Consider the following 19,161-nt stretch of genomic DNA (forward strand, 5'->3'; position numbering starts at 1 on the left):
ACTACTTGAGCGTTGCCTGGCGGACTACTTCGTACACTTGCTCGAGTCCGCTGCCCTCATCGAGGAAGAAGTCGCTGACTTCGTTGGAGAGGTTCTTGTAGTCGTCTGCGGTGTACTTGGTGTCTTGCCGTGGATCCTTGCGGTTGACGTCGGCGATCACGCTGATGACGGTCTCGATGGGGGCCGGTGTGTTGTCTGCGGGCGGAGTGACAAAGGCCTTGAGCAGCACGGTGATGGCCTTGTTGGGATCCACATAGCTGTTGCAGGTCTTGTCCCCCGCCTTGTCGTAGGCCCGCGCGAAGATGCGCGACAGCACCTCGATCATCGCGTCCGCAGACGAGCGCCGCTTCACGTTGCCCTTGCTGTCGACCAGGCTCGGCGCGACCGCCTTGGAGATCCACTTGTAGAGCGGCTCCAGGTTCTGGCCGTCATCGAGCACCTGGAGCAGATCGCTGACAGACGACAGCGTGGTGGTTTGCGCGTCGTTGTCCGAGGCGTCATCGATCAAGTAGATCAAGAAGCGCTGGAGCTCGCGGCGGGCACGTGGATCCTCGCGGAGAGCGGTGATGAAGTCCATCAGCGTCGCGAACGTGGGGCCGCTCATCACCTCCTGCACGTTGTGACCGAGCTCCTCCCGACCCCAGGTACAGGTGGTGAAGTTGCGGTTCGGGCAGTGGGCGTGGATCTGCGCTTGGAGCACGCCAAGCGCCTTGTCGAGGGTTGCGGGCACCGCGTCGTTGCGGAAGCGCGCCTCGGTTGGTGAGCCATCGACGATGAAGAAGGTGTCGACGATTTCGCTGCGGGCCTGGCGCCAACCCTTGAGCGTATCTGGACTGCCCCCTTGGCCTTCGTAGTCGGCGAATGCTTTGTCGATGCCCTTCAGCGCGTCCACGAGCAAGTAGAGCGGGGTGGTTTGGTTACGCACCGTGCCGTCGTTCAGGGTGACCTTCTGGCTACCCTTGATGTCGGTCAGACCCTTGTTGCGATCCGGGTCGATCAACACCCGCGCGACGTCGCCGAGCACCGCGATCGCGTTCTTGCGTGTCGTGGTCGCGCACTCGCCGCTCGCGTTGAAGCTCTCGCAGCGCTCGATCTCCTCTGTGGCGAGCACCGGGATGATGTCGCGCAAGGCAGCGAACAGGTCGGAGTTCTGAAGCATTTCCGCGAGGAGTGCTTCGTAGCGGACGCCGCCGTCTTGAGAGCACCAGCGGGCGTCCGTCTTGGGAGCGCTCGGGTCGCACTCGGCCTGGCTCTGGGCGGGCGAGCCCCAGTGCAGGTGCATGGTGTCGAACAAGTCCACGAACTCATCGTTCATGTCGTTGTCCGCGAAGGACTCCGCCAGGGGAGTGATGCGCTCGATGAAGCCAAATTCGCCCAGGGGGAAGAGCGCGTTTTGATCGCGGTAGCGCATCAAGTCGTCGACCCGCTCGCAGGAGCGCAGATTGAGCTGCATGCCGTCTGAAGGGTCCTTCCACGGCTTGCCGTCGGACCCAAGGAGCGGCGGACACACCATGGTCGGGATGGGATCGATCACACCAGCGAGGAAGTCGCGCGTCTTCGGGTAATGCTGGGTGCCGGCGTAGGTGCCAACGAAGCCGCCGGTCTGGTTGTAGATCTCGAAGGGCGTGTCGAAGTACGCCATGCGGCTGATGGCTTCCACCGTGGGCTGCAGGGTGAAGCCGTTGATGCCGCTGATGGTCTGCAGGAAGTTGTCCGCGCCGCCGACGATCACCGTGAGGTTCGAGTCCATCAGCGCGCGCAGGCAGGGGTCCCGCACGTCGAACTGAGCGCGGTTGAGCGCGACATCCAGGATCAGCTTGGCGACGTCGGGGAAACGCAGGATGCCGCATAGCGGCATGTCTGCCGGCGGCGCCGGTTGGCCGACGAGGGCGCAAACCGCCGTGGTCGGGATGCGGTCCTGGGGATACTCGATGGTGGTGACGCCCGCGAGGACGCCGCTCAAGAGCTGAATCCTCACGGAAGCGCCGGGCTTGGTGCAGGCGCTCATGCCCTTGGCGTCGTGCAAGAGCTGGATGAAGCGCTGCAGTCCACTGCGGTTGGAGCCGGTGTCCGGCGCGTTGCGATCGACTGGTGTCGACAGCGTGCCGAAGCCGTTTTTCGTGTTGTTCCAGAGGCGCTGGCCATCCGGGAGTTGATTCCCAGAGGGGTCCAGCCCGTTCATGATGTTGTAGTTCGCTGGATTGGCGTCGTCTCTGTAGTAGGTCAGCTCATCCTTGAACTTCATGAAGGCGGCGAAGGTGTCCTTGAGCTCGAAGGTGCGCGAGTCCCCGAACGCCGTGATCAGCTGTTCGAGCATGTCTGGATCCCGAGACATGCGGATGAAGACGTCGATCAGCTCGTCCCAGAACGTCGACTTCTCCGGGATGAACGCCTCGGGGTGCTTGTCGGCGATGGCCTTGAGCTGCATGCCGAGCTTCACCAGGCGCGCGACCATCTTCGGGTACTTGCGCAGCAGCTGGCGGGTGAGTGTCAGCGCGTCGTCCACCTCTGGGTGGGCCAGCGTCGCGCCGACCCCGTGCACCAGCTGCGCCATCGGTGAATTTTCCGCGTGGTAAGCGCGGTAGTGGAGCGTCACCGGTGTCTGCGCGAGATCTTTCGGCGGTGTCTGTCCGACGAGCGTGTAGTCTTCTCCGCGGTCAGGGTCGGGCGGGTAGACCTTGGTGCCCTGAGCGTCGGGGTCGCGGTCGCCGAGTAGTAGCGGTAAGCCGGCAAGCAGCTTCATCACGACCTCGTTGCCACCGTCATCCACGCTCACGAGGTGCGGCCGGAAATCTCGCAGCACGCGCCCAAGTAAGCTGCGGTTCACGTCGCGGTACACGTACAGCGGGTCGCTCTGGTTCAGGAGCGCGCGGCCGAAGCCATCCCGACTGCCGTCCGGAGAACCCACCGCAAAGAACGGGCTCGGAGGCTGCTCCCCAGACTGGGTGACGAACTGGCCGAGCGCGTCGAGCTCGGGGCTGCCGTCGGTGCCCGGGATGAAAGGCGCGGGCAGCACGTTCTGCGGTCGATTGACCAGGGCGACCCCACGCGCGTCGCGCGCCACGATGTAGCGCGGCAGACCGATTTCGAAGCTCGGGTCCTCTTCGAGCAGCAGCGCCTGACCAAGTTCGAGCTTGGTGCGTGGACGGCTGACCGCGGTGAGATCCAGGCGGGAGTCGTAGACCGTGCCGAGGGGCCCTTGCGCCGGCTCCGAGGGCGTGCGCAGTTCCTCGCGGAAAACAGTGAGCAGATCCTGGAACTGCGAGTGTGCGGAGCCGACGACTGGCTTGTGATTCTGGAAGAAGGTGTCTTGCTTGGGATTGATCTTGTTGGCGGGGTTGTAGGGGTCCGAGTCCGACGCCAACAGCGTGAGCAGCGTGTCTGCCAGCTCGCCCAAACGAGGATAGGCAAGCGCGGGTCGCGCGACCCCCAGCGCGACGTTCAGCGGGCGATAGCCTTGGCGCGCGTCCATGCGGGTGAGCGCCTCTTGGGCGTCGGGGTCGCGCCCGAGGTCGACCATCAGGTTACCTAGCGAGCGCGTGAGGGCAGGGATGGTCTCGTCGTTGTAGAGGTCGACGAAGTTGGCGAAGGTGTCCGCTAGTTCCTCGAGGAAAGCGCGACGCGCGGCGTCGTCTCCCCCCACGCTGCAGTCTGTTTGGTCATCCGCCTTGCGCACCTTCTGCAAGGCGATGTCCACATCAGGCAGCGCGGTATCGAAGGCCTTGATTAGATCGGTGCGGCGGCGCCCCAGGGCCTCGATGCGCGCGATGTGGTACTCGCGGTCCGCCTGCTGCTTTTCGAGCGGGACCGAGTTGCCGTTGATGTCTCGAGCGTCGGCGCGCAGCGGATTGAGGAGCTCCCGCTTGACCTGGGTGGAGTACTCGCCGTTCGGATTCGGGTGACAGATCTCGTGGAAGGAACCGCCGGTGATGTCTTCACGCAGGCTCTGAGCGCCCACGCGGTCGCAAACCAAGCCGTAGAGTTCGGTACCTACGCTACCTCGCGCCGGCGCGCGGCGATCAAGGTTGAAGTCGTTGCTACAGCCCGGGATGAGCCCCAACCCCATCGCGCAGGCGAACAGACCGAGGCGCCGCCAGGAGCGAGTGCGCTTCTGGAAACCGCCACCTCCAGCCGGGGTGTTCACCACCGCCTGGCCCCCCATGTGTTTCATACTCCGTCCCATTCCCAAGCAAGCCGTTCCGAACACTGATTGGCTGGTTTGAACGCTGGTTCTCAGCTTTCGCGCCACCGCCCAACGTCCCCGACGTGGACTTTGGAGTGTGACTGAAACGTTTCCGGCGATCCACACCGAGGCGGCCAGTTCGCACGCCAATCCAGCCTGGCGGCGACAGAAGCCCAACCAGCGGAATCGTCGTGGCCCGACACGATGCCAAAGACAGCGCGATGCCGTAGACAGCGCGATGCCAAGCGGTCGTTCGACAGGTTTGGGGGGTGAGGGGGCGCGCCACTAGCTTTCGTAGGGCGATCCGTCTCAGTTCTCTCGCCCCTGTCCGAGCTTGGGGCGGCACCGATGCTCACTTTGACGACTCGACGGCCGAACCGCGTTGCGTCCAAAGGAGTACCGAGAGTATCGGCGCGCGCAGATTGGGCGGTCTGATTCTGTCTTTCAAAGAATAACCACGCGGAAACTAGAAAGCCGCACGGATCTGCCGGACCGGTCGCCGAGTCGGATTGCGACGCACGTTCATGGCGCCCTCCCCCCCGAAAACTCGCGCGGCGAGCTCAGTGTCTTTTTACGCAACTCGACTCTGGGCTGGTCGATATCCACCGCAACTTGACGGCCTTGCGCCAGACACTCGCGGTTGTCGCCCGTTCGGCTGCCCGCACTTGCAACGGAAAGTATCGATGAAACGCCTATTCCTGCTCACCGCTCTCGTCACTCTGGCCTGTTCCGGGGAGGCAGGCGTGACCAACGCCGATCCTCAGGGTCCCGACGCACAAGACCCCAACCAGCCCGAAGTGCCCACGCAGCTTGATCCGGGTGTTCCCCCGAGGTCATCGGGGAGCCTGGAGGTCGAGTGTGGCGGAGTTTTCGATCGCGACTGCGAAACGGATTCGGCGCCGGGCGATGGGAGCCAGGCGACGGTGCTCTACACGGGGAGCGGTGACGGCGAGCACTGGTTGGCAACTGCCGGCGACAGCCTGCTGTTTACTGATGGTGCGCGTGAAAGCGTGCTCGCGGTCTCCCTCGCTAGCGGAGAGATTTCGGTCGTCGCTGATCAGCAACCTGGCCTGTCTTGGATTGGGGCCGACGAGGGAGTCGGCGTGTGGACGACTCAGCGTGAGGGCGGCACTTCACTCGAGTTTCAGGACCTGCGCAGCGGAAAAGGCGGCTTGCTGGCGCAAGGCTTCGAGACGCCTGAGCGCCCGGTGATCGCCGATGGTCTCGTGCTTTGGTACGACTGGGCGAGCCTCAGCATCGTTGGCGTGTCACTAGACCAACCAGGTCGCGTGGTGTCGCTGGTGGTCGATGCCAGCGCCTGTTCCCCGACGGTTGCTGACGGCTTCCTCTACTACGCAAGCGAGCGAGACCAAGGCAGCATCCGTCGCGTCCCGCTGAGCCAGGAACTCGAGGCCGCGGATAGCGAGCTCGTGATTGGGAAACTCGGCCAAAAGATCGCGGGGTTCGGCAACCACTCGACCCACGACTTGCAGGTGGTGGACGGCGAGCTGTGGTTCACGTCGGGCGTCGAGGGCGGCAGCGTGTGGCACGTCGATGCGGATGGAGTGCTCGAGAACGCGGGAGGGACGCACAAGTACGCGCGCAACCTCACCGTGGTTGATGGTCAAGCGTACTGGGTTACCTACGGCGGCAGCTTCGAGCAGCGGGATGGCACCCTGTGGACGGTGCCAACCCACGGTCGCCTGGCGACAGCGAGCGAAGCGGCCAGTGGCGAACCTCGCGTGGTTCTGGAGCAGGTGGGCTGGGTGGAGCGCCTGGGCGTTGCGAACGGCACGCTGTTCTACAGCACGTCGCGCATCCCAGATGTGTTCTCCGTCGAGCGTCAGGCCATCCCGGCTCTCGAGGATTGAGGCTTTAGGCCAACCCGCGGGCGCTCAAGCTGATGCGCTTGCGGGTGAGATCCACACCCAACACCTTGACCCGGATGGGATCGCCGACACCGACGATCTCGTTCGGGTCTTTGACGAAGCGATCGGCCAACGCCGAAATGTGAACCAGACCGTCTTGGTGCACCCCAACGTCAACAAAAGCGCCAAAAGCCGTGACGTTGGTCACGCGGCCTTCGAGCACCATGCCTTCTTTGAGGTCTTCCAGGGTGCGCACGTCGTCTCTGAACTTGGGAGCCTCGAAGGTGGCTCGCGGGTCGCGACCTGGCTTAGCCAGCTCTGCGAGCAGATGGTCCAGGGTGTACTGGCCGACGTCCGATGACAGGTACCTCGCGGAATCAAGCTTGCGAATCACATCGCCGTGACCAACTAGCTTGTCGAGGCCGAGCTGCACATCCTTGGCCATTCGCTCCACCAAGTCGTAACGCTCCGGATGCACGGCGCTGCGATCCAGTGGATGCTTGGAAGCGCGCACTCGCAAGAACCCAGCTGCCAGCTCGAACGTCTTCGCGCCGAGCCCTGGTACCTTGAGCAACGCCTTGCGATTGGGGAAGGCCCCCTTGGCGCCACGGTGCTCGACGATCTTCCGGGCGAGCTTTGGACCAATGCCTGAGACGAACGCCAAGAGCGCCGGGCTCGCGGTGTTCAGCTCCACGCCCACGTGGTTCACGCAGCTCTCGACGACCTCTCCCAGCTTGTTCGCGAGCCGGCCCTGATTCACATCGTGCTGGTACTGGCCAACGCCGATGCTCTGAGGATCGATCTTCACGAGCTCCGCCAAAGGGTCCTGCAGGCGCCTTCCGATGCTCACCGCGCCACGAATAGTGACGTCCTCATCCGGTAGCTCTTCGCGAGCGACATCGCTGGCTGAGTACACGCTGGCTCCAGATTCGTTCACGCTCACCACTGGCACGGGCTCCGAGTTGGCTCGCAGCTTCAGTTGCTCGCGCACGAAGTCTTCTGTCTCCCTGCCGTGAGTCCCGTTCCCCACGGCGATTGCAGCAACTGGAAACTCCCGCCACAGGTCATTCAGCGTGCGGGCGGCGTGCTCTAGCGCTCTCGGGCCATTGACTAGATTGATTACTGCCGTGCGGATCAGCTTGCCCGTTGGGTCGAGCACCACGCACTTGCAACCGGTGCGCTGTCCGGGGTCGATGGCGAGCACCCAGTGCTCTCCAAAGGGCGCAGCCAACAGCAGCTTCTCCAGGTTGCGCGCGAAGACCTCGATGGCTTCGCGCTCGGCGCGCTCTTTCAGCAATCCGCGAACGTCACTGCGTGCCCCCGTCGCGAGCAGGCGGCTCATTGCGTCGTCGAGCGCGGCGCCGAGCAGGCTGGACCAGGCTGAGTTGCCTCTGAGCCCCAGCTCGCGCTCCAGAGCATCGCGGGTGCGCGCCTCGTCGAAGGTGAGGGTCGCCTTCAATACGCCTTCGTTCTCGCCACGCAAGATGGCGAGCAAGCGGTGAGAGGGAATGCGCGCCGCCGGTTCCGCAAAGCCGTCGTAGTCGTCGAACTTGGTGCGGGCCTGCTTGTGCTTGCTGCTCTTCTTCACGCTCACGTCGCCGCGCTCGACCGCGCTCCGCACCAGCGCTCTGGCTTTGGGGCGGTCCGCGATGCGCTCCGCGCAGATGTCCTGAGCACCTTGCAGCGCTGAAGCGGCGTCGGCTACCTCTCGTTTTGGGTCGACGAAGCGCGCGGCGAGCGCTTGCGGTGAACCAGCTGGGGCCTGCTTGCCTAGCGCGGCTTGCCACAGGGCGTCGGCGAGCGGCTCCAGCCCACGCTCCTTGGCGATCTCACCCCGAGTGCGTCGCTTGGGTTTGTACGGTGCGTACAGATCCTCGAGCTCCGTCTTGGTGGTGCACGCATCCAGCAGCTTTTCTAGGGTGGGGGAGAGCTTGCCCTGTTCAGCGATGGAGTGCTTGATGCTGAGCAGTCGCTCCGCGAGCTCTGTCAGGTACTTCGCGCGCTCCCCGATTTCTCGCAAAGCGACCTCATCCAAGCCGTGGGTTGCTTCCTTGCGGTAACGAGCAATGAAGGGAACTGTCGCGCCTTCCCCGAGCAGCCGAAGCGCGCCCTGGATCCCTGCCGGGTTTCCTCCGCGCTCCTGAGCGATGCGCTCAGCCACACCAAAGTCAGCAGCCTGTTGCTCCTTGCGGGAGCTCCCGTTGGACATGCCGTCGACTTATCACGGCCGGCGCTGATGCGGCAGCCGTGATGAACTGATAGGACTTTGTTGATCCGAGGCTGCTCGAGGCGGCTTGGCGGCCGTGAGCGGCCACGCGATCAGTGGGCTGGTTGCCTCAGATCCAAGCGTTGCTGGCGTGATCCCACTTCTTGGTGGCATCGCCCTCAACCAGCAACAGATCGATGGAGCCCGCGTTCACGCGGAACACCGTGTCCACGAAGTGCTCGCCATAGCCGCCGCTCAGCTCCGCCTTGGCCACGTCTTCTTCCGTGATGGCGTGGTAGGTCGCCTCGAGCTTGCTACCGTCTGCGACGAAGGTAGCATAGCCGTTCTTGTCGAACGCCTGATAGGCCAGGTGCGGGTTGGCCTTGATGTCTGGATCCGTGAGGAAGTCCCCAACGCCAATCGCTAGCGCCACGGCGCCCGCGGCGGCGAGGGTTGGGCTGCTCTGGGCGGTCCTGACCAGCAGAGTCTTGTAGGTGCCTGAACTGATGCCGCCGCACACGAACTCCGTGAAGCCCTTCGCGTTGTCCATGGTGCGTAGCGCCCCGGTGAAGAAGGCGTGAATGTCGCCGGTGACGGCGACCATGTTTTCAATCGCCGAGAGCTGGCTCAGCAACTCCTGGCGCTTGTTCGGCACGCCATCCCAGTCTTCTGCGGAGAGGCTGAACTTCTGGCGGAACAAGCTGGGGAGTGAGTCGACGGCGCTCAAGTCCACCGTGCGAGGCATGAACGTGTACTCGTTGCCCCAGACCTTCCAGGTGCTGCCTGAACCCTTGAGCGTGTCGATGAACCACGACTCTTGGGTGTCGCCCATGATGCTCTCGCTCGCCTTGTTAGTCGCGAGGTAGCGGAGCCGCGCATAGGCGTCGTACATCGGCTTGACCACGAGGTAGCGCGCGCCGACTTGCCCGTAGCGGTCGCTCTTCATCAGCATGTGGAAGGCGTAGCCTTGCTCCAACGTCGCGTCGGTGTCGTCAATCTTGTCGATTGGGGTTCCGAGGCTCTCGTTGATGGTATCGAGCAAGCCGTTGATGAAGTCGACGCTCACCAGGCCGGTGAACTGGGCCGGGTCGAACTCGGTCTTGTCGGCGTTGTCTGCTAGTGCCGTCTTGTACGTCCCGCCTTGGAAGGCCTCGATGTCTACGTACGGCCGAGCAATTTCCGTGGGGAAGCCGTTGTCCGTGATGTCCTGCTGGGTCACACACACCGCGCCAGGAAAGGCGTCTTCCGCCACGATGTGATCTGGGCGGTAGCGGCGCAGGTCGGTCATCACGAGGTGAACGTGCTGACCAAACACGAAGTCGCGATAGATCGTGATGTCGGTTGGGAAGGCGACGCCGGGGTCGTACTTGAAGTCGGCGCCGGTCATGTAGTCCACCGGCATGTACTCGAACCACGCCTTGTCGGCGTTCTGGCGTCGGGAGGGCTCCGTCTCGTCTTCCCGTCCGTCGGTGTAGGTCGCGACGTTGCCCCAGCAGTCGTCGGAGAACTCGTGATCGTCCCATACGGCGATCATCGGGAACAGTTCGTGGACGCGCTGGAGATCCGCGTCGGAGCGGTACGTCTGGTACAACTCGCGGTAGTTATCCAGAGACTGCGCCGCGTAGTACTCCTTGTCGGTTCCGACGTTGAACGCGATCGCGCCAGCTGAGTCGCGGAAGGTGACCGCGCGCCCAGGTGCCGTGGTTTGAAAACCAGGGTCCGCGGTGGTCTCGTAGATGTAGTCTCCCAGGTGCACGAAGAAGTCGAGCTCCTGGTCGGCCATGTGTTTATACACATGGTAATACTTGCCGTTGAAGTCCTGACAGCTCGCCACGGCGAAACGCACAGCGACGTCACTGCCAGCGGCGGCAGCGGTCTTGGTGCGCCCAGTGCGCGAGGCGAACTGCTTCCCGCCTTTGGTGTAGACGAAGCGGTACCAGTAGTAGGCGCCCGCCTCGAGCGAAGTGACACGCACCTTCACGCAGCCGTCGAAGGCCGCCTCGGCCGTGAGGCTCATCGCATCTGCGCCGTCGAGACTGACACGCTCCTTGAAGCCTTCGTCCTTGGCGACGTGGAGCTCCAAGCTGAGGTCTCCATTGGCGTCGCTATCGACGACCCGCGTCCACAAGATCACGCTGTCGGCCTTGGGGTCTCCTGAGCAGACCGATTGAGGAAAGAAGGCGCTTCCGTCGCCGAAGCCTCCGCCCTCACCCCCTTCTTCGTCCGAGCTACAAGCAGAAGTGCCAATGACGCTACCGGCTACGCCGAGCGTGACCCCCAAGAACTCCCGTCGCTTCATGGGCTCGTTCTAGCCCGGAGCCCACGGGTAGACCACACAAACGCGAGCGGTCTCAGCCGAGGTCCGGCGAACGGTCCCGAGAGATGCGATAGCGCTCAAGAATGCGTGGTCCGGCTTCGCGCACGGCTTGCGTCTCGAACAACAGCCGGGCTCCGCACGATGTCTCGAACTCACAGGTATCGCCCGCCGCTTCGATGCGCTGGACGAAGTCAGCCATGTCCACGGGCATCACGCCGTTGACGCCCAGCACCGCTTCGTTGCTGTGGTCCTCGTAACCAACCGTCAGGTCGTCGGCGAGGATCTGTGTGAGCACCACGATCTCCCGCTGATCCGCCCTGCGGACGCCGGTGTAATAGTGGGAGAGGAACTCCGGAGGTGCCTTGTCCCACCAGCGATTCCAGGTCTCCAAGTAGTTGCGGCTGAGCGGTTGAAACACCAGACCGCCATAGACGAAGTAACGAGGCTCTTCTTCGTAGCGACTGCGGTCGACCAAGTACTGCTTTCCGCGCAGAATTAGCTTCAGGTCGAACTCCTTGCCGTCACGCATGATGCGTATGGGTAGCTCGTCGTCGACGTAGTGGTCACCCATCACCACGTCGTAGCGAGTACGAATGCGGTCTTCGTAGCGGATGGTGCCGTTGTCCTCGATCTTGTAGCCGCCGATGCGCAAGAGCACGTCGCCCTGTCGCAAAACTCCGTCTGCGGTGCCGCCGTGCTCGATGCGCCGAACGAGCACACCGGTTTGCTCCGGGCTCAAGCCGGAAGCGCGCTTGAGCATCGGGTTCTCGAGGCTCTGAGAACGTAGTGAGAGTGAAGGAATCTCCGGCGGACGATTCGTCTTGATTCCGTGAAGAAACCGCTTGATCAGCGACACGGGGACCATCTCCCCAATCGCCTCTGCGTCGCGTAGTGTCTGGAAGGCGATGCCTACGACCTTGCCTTCGCAGAAGACCGGTCCACCGCTGTTGCCTTCGTTGATCGCGGCGTCCACGGTCACCGCCAACAAGTGTCGTTGGGAGTGGCTGTAGCGCTGCACCTCGATGCGCGAAACGACGCCTTCCGTGACCGATACCTCTTCGCCACCGACGGGGAAGCCGACCACGCTGACGCGATCGCGCAGGCTCGGGAGCTCACCCAGCTCGGCCGCAGCATATTGCTGCTTGGCGAACCGCTCGTCCTCGATGCGCAACAGCGCGAGGTCGGCGTCGTGACAGATCCCCACGACCCGCGCGACGTACTTGTTCGGGTCACTGACCTTCTGCACCTGCAAGAAGGTGGCATTGGCCACCACATGGGCGCCGGTGAGGACGTGCTCCTCGTCGAGCGTCACGCCAGATCCGGTGCTGCTCGCCGGAGTGTGGTTCTGCCAGGGTGCGTCGTAGTCGGGGTTTTGTGTGGTCGCGAAGATGCGGACGACGGATGCCTCTGACATGGGTCGGCCGCTATAGCACCATGCGAGGTCCAAGGGCAGGCGCTGTTGCCACGGGGCTGGCTGCACTGAATAGAGGGCCAGCGGTCTCGGTAGGTTGCCCGCCTCCCACCAATCCCAGAAATTCCAGATGACCTCCCGCATTCCCGTCGCCCTACGGCGCATCGCCAATCGTTTCCGCCGCATGGGCCGCGCGCCCCTGCGGGTTTGGTATCACCCCGAGTATCGGTTGCCGCTAGCGGGAGCTGAGGGAGTCCTCGGGATCGAGCCTCGCCGTGCTGACTTCGTGGTGGGCTACTTGGTCGACGCGGGCGCGATCGACGAGCGAGCGCTCGAACGGCCTCGCCGGATCGCCTACTCCGAGCTGAGTCTGGTTCACACACCGGACCTGCTCGAGCGACTCCATGACGTGCAGGATCTGGCCCGGGTGTTCGCCATGGACCCCTCGGAGTTTCGCGTCGACGAGGTGTTGCGGTCGATTCGCCTGGCATGCGGCGGCACGCTGGCTGCGACGGAGTGGGCGTTGCTCAAGCGCAGCAATGTCTTCAACTTGCTCGGCGGTTTTCATCACGCCGGCCCGAATCGCGGCGGCGGCCTATGTCCGGTAAATGACATCGCAACGGCGGTGGCGGTGCTGCGGACTCGCGGCTTCCGCGGACGTGTGAATGTGATCGATCTCGACGCGCATCCCCCGGATGGAACCAGTGAGTGTTTCGCCGGGGACGAGCGAGTGTGGATCGGTTCGTTGTCCGGTTGCGACTGGGGGCCGCTGCCGAACGTCGATGAGACCGTGTTACCTCCCGGAACCGGCGACTCGAAATACCTGGCGACCCTAGGCGCGCTGCTGTCGCGCATGCCTCGAGCGGACCTCCACTTCGTGCTTGCTGGTGGCGACGTGCTCGCCGGCGACAGGATGGGGGGTCTTGGGCTCACCTTGGACGGTGCCCGCCAGCGTGACCTGATGGTGTCGTGGTATGTTGGCGATCAAGCGTGCGTCTGGCTGCCTGCGGGGGGTTACCACGCGGATGCGTGGAAGATCCTGGCTGGTAGCGTATTGGCTTGCGGCTTGGACTCGGAGGCGCCCATCGTGCCTGGATACGATCCGCTGCGCAGTCGCTTCGCGCGGATCGGCAAGAGCCTGGATCGCGGCGCCCTGGAGGGCCTGACGGAGCTGACGCTCAACGACCTCCTGGGTGATCTCCACGTGCAGCACGGCACGCGACGCTTCTTGGGGTTCTACACGGAGGACGGCTGTGAGTACGCCCTGGCACGCTACGGTATCCTGCGGCAGCTCGAGCGCCTGGGCTATTCTGACTTCGAGGTCGAGCTCGATGAGGGCGGCAGTGGAGACCGCATGCGGCTGTTTGGCCACGCTGGTGCGCTGCGGCATCTACTGGTCGAGTGCGTCGCGGAGATCAAGCGACCCGAAGAGGTGTTGTTCGTGAACTGGCTCACGCTGCGTAACCCACGGGCCCAGTTCAGCGCCCGCCGCCCAAAGCTGCCTGGCCAGGAGCACCCTGGGCTCGGCCTGGCGCGAGAAGCCGGTGAGCTGCTCAACCGGATCGCGGAACGCCTGCAGCTAGCGGGCGTTGCGTTCCGTCCGGCTTCTTTTCATCTGGCGTACGCGGCGCGCCATGACGCGAGCTTCGCAGAGCCTGAACGCCAGGGTCGCTTCGAAGCGCTGATCCGTGACCTCGAGCCCTTTCCATTGCTGGAGGCCAGCACACTGGTCGCGCAGGGGCGGGTGCTGCTGAACGGAAAACCGTACACCTGGGAGGCTGAATTGATGGTGCACTGGCACCACACCCCGGAGGACGTGGACCTGGAGTCGCGCCGAGAGCGTATCCGTGAGGCAAGAGAAGCGGCTCACTTCACCGTCGCCTCGAGCAACGCCTAGCTGGCAGCCAGGCGGCCTAGAGCGCGTAGCCAACTCCCACGAACGCACCCAAGTACTGATCCAGTGCGCCACCAGCGACGTTCGAGTCGCCCACTTCCGGGCTCAGCTTGAAGAAGTAGCGCTCGAGCTGGAATCCGGCGCGCACGTCCAGTGCGTCACTCAGCGCGTAGCGGAGCTGCATCGTGAAGTCGATGCCGCCTGCGCTGGCGTTGGGGAACCAAGCGTCTGTCGCGATGTCTCCCTCGCCCACCACCGCGCGATATCCTAGCTCCGTGACCAAACTCAGCACTGGGGTGGCGTGAAAGTCGAAGCCAGCGCCGATGCGCACGAACTGGTAGTCCGCGCCGGGTATGCCCGGTTCCGCAGGGTATAACGCGTTGTCCGGGACGATGTTGTCCACTTCGAAGATCCGGCGACCGTAGGAGACGCTTCCGAGCACACGATGCTCCGCCACAGGGACGCGCGCTGCGAGCCCAATCCGATAAGCGTGACTCGAGGTATCGAAGCTCTCTCCAGCGTAGCGCTCGGAGTCGAGGCCGACAGCCTGGCCGTAGTTACCTTCGACTCCGAACCAGCTGATGGCGCTAGTGTCCCCGGCCAACGCGCCGGGGAATAGCGCGAGATTCCCTTCTAGCCATGGACCGGTCTTCAGGGTGTAGCTCTGGAGGCGCTGAAAGATGTCGTCGTTGTAGCGGAGCATGCGCCGAAAGGCGCCTGCTTGGAACGATGCTTCCAGGCCCTTGGGTGCTTGCGTGGCGTGTCCGGTGTCCGCAGGCCCAGCCGTGTCTCGTGCAGCTTCTTGAGCGTGTGCCACAGGCGCAAGCAAAGTCGCGCAAACCGAGGACAGTGAGCCTAGGTATATTACCCGGCGGAAATTGGAGCGTTTCATTCTTGGTCGAGGATGTAAGCCGGGCTCGCCCGGAATTTCAACGCAGCAGAGACCTCTTGGCAGACGCCGTCGCCGTCAGGGGCGAGATCCGCGGTGCCTCCGATCACGCTCGTTGCAAGCTTTTGCAGGTCAGAGCTGATGTTCAGGCCGGCGATGATCTCTTTGAAATCGTCCACGTTGATGCCGCCGCTCACGATGCCCTCGACGAACACGCCGCCCACTTGAGTCTCACGGGTGAGCTTGAACTCAACCTTCGCGTTGCGAACATGGAGGTTGAAGTCTGCGTCCAGCACGCGTACCGGCAGCCAGGCTTCAGCGGCGTTGGCGTAGAGCGTACCGTCCTTGACGTAGCCTGCGAAGTCGCTCGTTGGCGCTTCCTCGCGGTTATAGCCGAAGGTTTGGTAGAGTTCGTAGGCGCCGGTCGTGTCCTGAAGCACCGAGCCGGTACCAGCACCGAGGCGCAGCTTCACGTCAGGGTCGTCATCAAGGTTATCGAGGCCTTGGAGATCCATCACGATCAAGAGCTGGCCGTTGGTGATCGCCGCCTCGAGCAGGACGTCGATGTTGTCCTCTCCCACGAAGGTCTTGATCAGCGGCAACAGCACCGCGAACTGATTGTCCACGCCGGCGCGACCATCGGGGCCATCGAAGTCCTTCTTGTAGCAAGTCGCTGCGTCCTCCCCGAGGCCGTCTGACTCGTCCAGATTCAGCCCCTCAGCGACTGCGCGCTTGTCGTCCGTTGCTTCAGCCAGCTGCTGCGCAAAGGTCGCGAAGGTCAGCACGGCTCCAAAGTCCTGCTGAGCAGTCGCTTCGGGTGCTTCAGAGACTTCCGCATCTCCTCCGCAACCGCTGAACAGGAGCGGAAGCAAGGCGCTTGCAAGCAGGCGCCTCACACGGCCTCCAGGCCGTCCAGGCCCTCACTGACGATCCCTTCGTCACCGCCGAACTCGCCAACACCGGCGTCCATCATGCCCAGAATCGTGAAGCCGAGCTTGCTGATGTTTGCGCCCGGAGCGCGGTAGTGAATGCCCTTCTTCAAGCGACCGCTCGCCCCACCTGCGAGGACGACTGGATACTCGTCTACCGCATGGCTCTTGCCGAAGCTGCAGTCGGAGAAGCCCATGACGAGGCAGTGATCGAGTAGTGTCTCGTCGCCCTCGGGAATCGCTCTCAGCGCCTGCAGCGTGTAGGCGTACTCCGCGATGATCTGTTGGATGATTTTGGTCACCTGGGGCTGGTCGCCGGACTCGTCGTGAGTGAGCTGGTGATGGCCCAAGGGCGCGCCTGGGTAGAGCACGTTGCCTACTGGCTTGCTGAACAAGTACGAGAACACCCGCGTCTGGTCGCAGGCCAGGCTCATGGCGAGCATGTCGCTCATCACTCGACTGATTGCGGACATCTGCGGACGCCCCTCGACGTCAGGATACTCGTCGAGCGGCGACATCGGCTTGGAGCACGCGGCGTAGTTTGGCGGGTCCTCTTCAAGTCGGGCTATCTGCTTCTCGAGATCTCGTACGGCGGTGAAGTGCTGGTCGAGGCGCTGTTGGTCGAAACGGCTCACGCGCTTCTTCAGTGCGTTCGCGTCCTCACTCACGGCGTCCAGGACGCTACGACGCAGCGCGAGCCTGGGGTCGATCACCGGGTCGTCTCCCGGCGCGCGAAAGCCAACACCAAATAGGCGATCGAAGAGCGCGGCAGGGCTCCACTCCGGAGGATTCACCTGGCCAGGCCCAGTGTAGCTGAGGCTGGCGTCGGTGCGCTCCACCGCGATTTCCAGTGAAGGGAAGCGAGTCTGGCCGCGGAAGGCATCTGCCAACATCTGGTCGAGTGTGGCGGTGGCGAAGGTGCTGTTCGAGAAGTCACCTCCAGCGACGCCGAGGCGGCGCCCGGTGAGCAACGCAGCTGGCCCTGTTCCGTGGGGAACCTCGTTCGGCTGATAGACCTTCAGGCCACTTACGACGGTTATGTCTGACTTGACGTCCGCTAGCGGGCTGAGCTCTTCGCTCAACTCGTAGTTCGCACCCTCCAGGGCTGGGTTCCATTTGTTCGAGTGGCTGCCATTGCCATAGAACCACCAGCCAAAGCGCTTCGGGAAGCCCTCGCCAGATGCGTAGGCCGTGCCGTTGTCGTTGAGGAATACTTCCAGCGCGGGCAGCGCAACGCCCACGGCTACGCCGCCGAGCAAGCCCCTGAGCAGCGTGCGCCTGTCGAGTTTGCGGGCCATCACTCGCCCTCCGTTGCCATGCGGAAGCCATCGCTCTTGGCGATCTCTCGCAGTAAGACTTTGATGCGGAAGTTGCTCAACAAGAAGGCCTCCGTGAGGCGCACGACCTCTCCGTCTTCTCCCTCTCGCTCCACCGATGCCTTGGCATAGCGATAGAGCTTTTGTGTCAGACAACGCCCAAGGTTCGGGTGATTCGCGATCGCCTCACCCAGACCGACCGCGTCCTTGAAAGGCGTTCCGTCGAGCTCGCCGCTGGCGTCGATGGGTGTATTGGCTTCCAGTGTGCGGAACTTGCCGATGCCGTCGAACTTCTCGAGGGCGAGGCCAATCGGGTCCATCGCGCGGTGACAGCTCGCGCACACCGGAACGCTCAGGTGATCCTGAATTCGATCGCGCAGTGTGGGCGCGCTTGCTGAAGCCTCTGGGAGCGAGGTGTCGACGTTCGCCGGCGGGGGCGGGATTTCTCCGCAAAGCAACACGGTGCGCACGAACTTGCCGCGGAGCGTCGCCGAGGTGTTCGTGGGGTGAGAGTGCATCGCTAGCACGCTCGCTTGCCCAAGCAATCCGCGGCGGGGCCCATCCTTTGGCAGCTCCGTGAGGGCAAAGCCGTCGATGCTGGGTGCCGGTACGCTGTAGAGCGCTGCGAGCCGTCGATTCAAGAAGGTCTTGCGAGTCGTGAACAGGTCCCGATAGTCGGCGTCCTCATCGAACACCATGTACTCGATGAGGCGCAAGGTTTCCTCCCGCGCGTCGGGCCCCAAATCTGCGCTGTGGGAGGTGAAGATCGTGGTGTCCTTCACCAGGTCGTCGAGGCCCTGCAGGCCGTAGAGTTCGCTGAAGAAGTTCCGCACGCCGCTCCTGGCCTGTGGCGAGGCGAGCATGCGATCCACCTGAGCGTCGATCTGGCTTTCGTCGAGCAAGTCACCGCGCTCGCCAGCGTCGAGGAGGTCGTCGTCCGGCGTGCTATTCCAGAGAAAGAACGCCAGTCGAGACGCCATCTCGGTGCTTGTGTAGCGCTTGAAGCTCGAGCCAGGGTCCGCCTCACCCAGTTCCACGCGGAATAAGAAGTCTGGGGACTGCAGCAGGCCAGCCATGGCGAACTCCAGTCCGTCGTAGAAGTCGCCGAGCTGGCGCCCCGCTTCGCTGGCAATCGCGACGTAGCGATCCACCTCCGCTTGGGAGAGCGAGCGCCGCCATAGCCTCCGGCCAAAGCTCGAGACGAAAGCGCTCGCACAGCTGTCGTCGACATTCGCAGCCGGCGCGCAAGGCACAAGAGCATCCCGCTCGGCGCCTGGCTCCATCGCTTGCTCTGCGATGTCGTACGCGGCGCGTTCGTACTGCTCCACGCCGCGCGAAGAGATGCTGGCAATGGAGCCGCCGACATTCAAGAAGCCGCCAGCCTCGCTGTCGGGTTCGAGCGCCGAGGGCACGACGATTTCCGCCCCAAGTAGGGCGTGTATCGCGTTCCTGTATTGAGCTTGGGTCAGGCGTTTGAGCGTGACCGGCGCCGGGTTCAACGGCGCCTTGTGGGATTCTGGCGGCGGCTCGATCTGCCCCGTGCATGCGACGGTGAGCAAACCAGCAAGCCAGCCTTTCGAAAGCAGCTTGGCCATGGCTCCTTCAAGCTCGACGCGAGTGAGGCGCACGCGAGCCGGGATGAGTATGGGAGGGGGCAAACGCCAGGGTCAATCTGATCTGAGTTCGAAGTCAGGTTTGGCGCCCGGAAACTCTGAGTACGCGTTTGAGCGGCAAAGTGGCTCACTGGATTCCGATCGGGGAATACTTGAGTGAGAGCGTTACCTACACGATCAGGCAGTCACAAACCACCAACGACTGACCTCTCCCCCCCAAGCAGCCGAGCTGATCCGGAGGCGCCAACCCGGAGGCCACTCGGCGCACCCAGGGCTCCTCTGCTTGCGCTGGAGATGGCGCGTGATAATACCGCGCGGAAATCTCGCTTGCCGCTGAGGGAATGCGGAAAGGTCGGCTTGCTCAGCGTGGGTTGGGCTACAGTCTTGCAGGGCGGCTCATCAACCTCCGGCGCAGGGGTCGAGGAACAGTGGAGCGCCCGATGCGCTGTTGCGCTTATACATACGGGTTGGGATATGAACGGATCCAGCGGGTTTTCAGGCACTTCGCATGCACAAGCGCTGTCCTCTCGATTCC

10 protein-coding genes are annotated in these 19,161 nt (G+C 63.5%); 2 read left to right on the forward strand and 8 right to left on the reverse strand.

Annotated features, from left to right (window positions below; genetic code table 11):
- Window position 1: 1 nt before the first annotated feature.
- Complete coding sequence (locus H6718_22565; GenBank protein ID MCB9588209.1) at window positions 2–4,171, reverse strand: hypothetical protein; 4,170 nt, start codon at window positions 4,169–4,171, stop codon at window positions 2–4.
- A 695-nt stretch (window positions 4,172–4,866) separates the two neighbouring features.
- Here H6718_22565 and H6718_22570 point away from each other — a divergent pair.
- Window positions 4,867–6,054, forward strand: coding sequence for a hypothetical protein (locus tag H6718_22570; GenBank protein ID MCB9588210.1), 1,188 nt, complete (start codon window positions 4,867–4,869; stop codon window positions 6,052–6,054).
- A 4-nt stretch (window positions 6,055–6,058) separates the two neighbouring features.
- Here H6718_22570 and H6718_22575 read toward each other — a convergent pair whose 3' ends face one another.
- The 3 genes from H6718_22575 to H6718_22585 all read right to left on the reverse strand — a co-directional run bounded on the left by H6718_22575 (window position 6,059) and on the right by H6718_22585 (window position 11,988).
- Window positions 6,059–8,260: an RNA-binding transcriptional accessory protein gene (locus H6718_22575; protein ID MCB9588211.1), complete on the reverse strand. Its 2,202-nt coding sequence runs from the start codon at window positions 8,258–8,260 to the stop codon at window positions 6,059–6,061.
- 127 nt (window positions 8,261–8,387) lie between these two features.
- On the reverse strand, window positions 8,388–10,556 hold the full coding sequence (locus H6718_22580; GenBank protein MCB9588212.1) for an alkaline phosphatase D family protein: 2,169 nt from the start codon (window positions 10,554–10,556) through the stop codon (window positions 8,388–8,390).
- 52 nt (window positions 10,557–10,608) lie between these two features.
- Complete coding sequence (locus tag H6718_22585; GenBank protein ID MCB9588213.1) at window positions 10,609–11,988, reverse strand: trypsin-like peptidase domain-containing protein; 1,380 nt, start codon at window positions 11,986–11,988, stop codon at window positions 10,609–10,611.
- Between the two features lie 181 nt (window positions 11,989–12,169).
- On the opposite strand from H6718_22585, the gene H6718_22590 reads away from it, so the two are divergent.
- The gene (locus H6718_22590; GenBank protein MCB9588214.1) at window positions 12,170–13,882 is read left to right on the forward strand and encodes a histone deacetylase; all 1,713 of its coding nucleotides are present in this window, start codon (window positions 12,170–12,172) and stop codon (window positions 13,880–13,882) included.
- A gap of 16 nt (window positions 13,883–13,898) precedes the next feature.
- Here the strand turns inward: H6718_22590 and H6718_22595 are convergent, their stop codons facing one another.
- From H6718_22595 to H6718_22610, 4 genes are all read right to left on the reverse strand, one after another.
- Entirely contained in the window at window positions 13,899–14,696 is a 798-nt protein-coding gene (locus H6718_22595) for a hypothetical protein (protein MCB9588215.1), read from the reverse strand.
- Between the two features lie 71 nt (window positions 14,697–14,767).
- Window positions 14,768–15,664: a hypothetical protein gene (locus tag H6718_22600; GenBank protein ID MCB9588216.1), complete on the reverse strand. Its 897-nt coding sequence runs from the start codon at window positions 15,662–15,664 to the stop codon at window positions 14,768–14,770.
- Window positions 15,661–16,995, reverse strand: coding sequence for a DUF1552 domain-containing protein (locus H6718_22605; protein MCB9588217.1), 1,335 nt, complete (start codon window positions 16,993–16,995; stop codon window positions 15,661–15,663). The genes H6718_22600 and H6718_22605 overlap by 4 nt, the downstream gene beginning before the upstream one ends.
- Window positions 16,995–18,608: a DUF1592 domain-containing protein gene (locus H6718_22610; GenBank protein MCB9588218.1), complete on the reverse strand. Its 1,614-nt coding sequence runs from the start codon at window positions 18,606–18,608 to the stop codon at window positions 16,995–16,997. The genes H6718_22605 and H6718_22610 overlap by 1 nt, the downstream gene beginning before the upstream one ends.
- Window positions 18,609–19,161: the final 553 nt, after the last annotated feature.

Source organism: Polyangiaceae bacterium, from assembly GCA_020633205.1.
GTDB lineage: Bacteria > Myxococcota_A > Polyangia > Polyangiales > Polyangiaceae > JAHBVY01.

Coding starts and splice junctions, on each gene's coding strand:
- H6718_22565 (MCB9588209.1), bottom strand. CDS start 4,171: ATGAAACACATGGGGGGCCAGGCGGTGGTGAACACCCCGGCTGGAGGT.
- H6718_22570 (MCB9588210.1), top strand. CDS start 4,867: ATGAAACGCCTATTCCTGCTCACCGCTCTCGTCACTCTGGCCTGTTCC.
- H6718_22575 (MCB9588211.1), bottom strand. CDS start 8,260: ATGTCCAACGGGAGCTCCCGCAAGGAGCAACAGGCTGCTGACTTTGGT.
- H6718_22580 (MCB9588212.1), bottom strand. CDS start 10,556: ATGAAGCGACGGGAGTTCTTGGGGGTCACGCTCGGCGTAGCCGGTAGC.
- H6718_22585 (MCB9588213.1), bottom strand. CDS start 11,988: ATGTCAGAGGCATCCGTCGTCCGCATCTTCGCGACCACACAAAACCCC.
- H6718_22590 (MCB9588214.1), top strand. CDS start 12,170: ATGGGCCGCGCGCCCCTGCGGGTTTGGTATCACCCCGAGTATCGGTTG.
- H6718_22605 (MCB9588217.1), bottom strand. CDS start 16,995: ATGGCCCGCAAACTCGACAGGCGCACGCTGCTCAGGGGCTTGCTCGGC.
- H6718_22610 (MCB9588218.1), bottom strand. CDS start 18,608: ATGGCCAAGCTGCTTTCGAAAGGCTGGCTTGCTGGTTTGCTCACCGTC.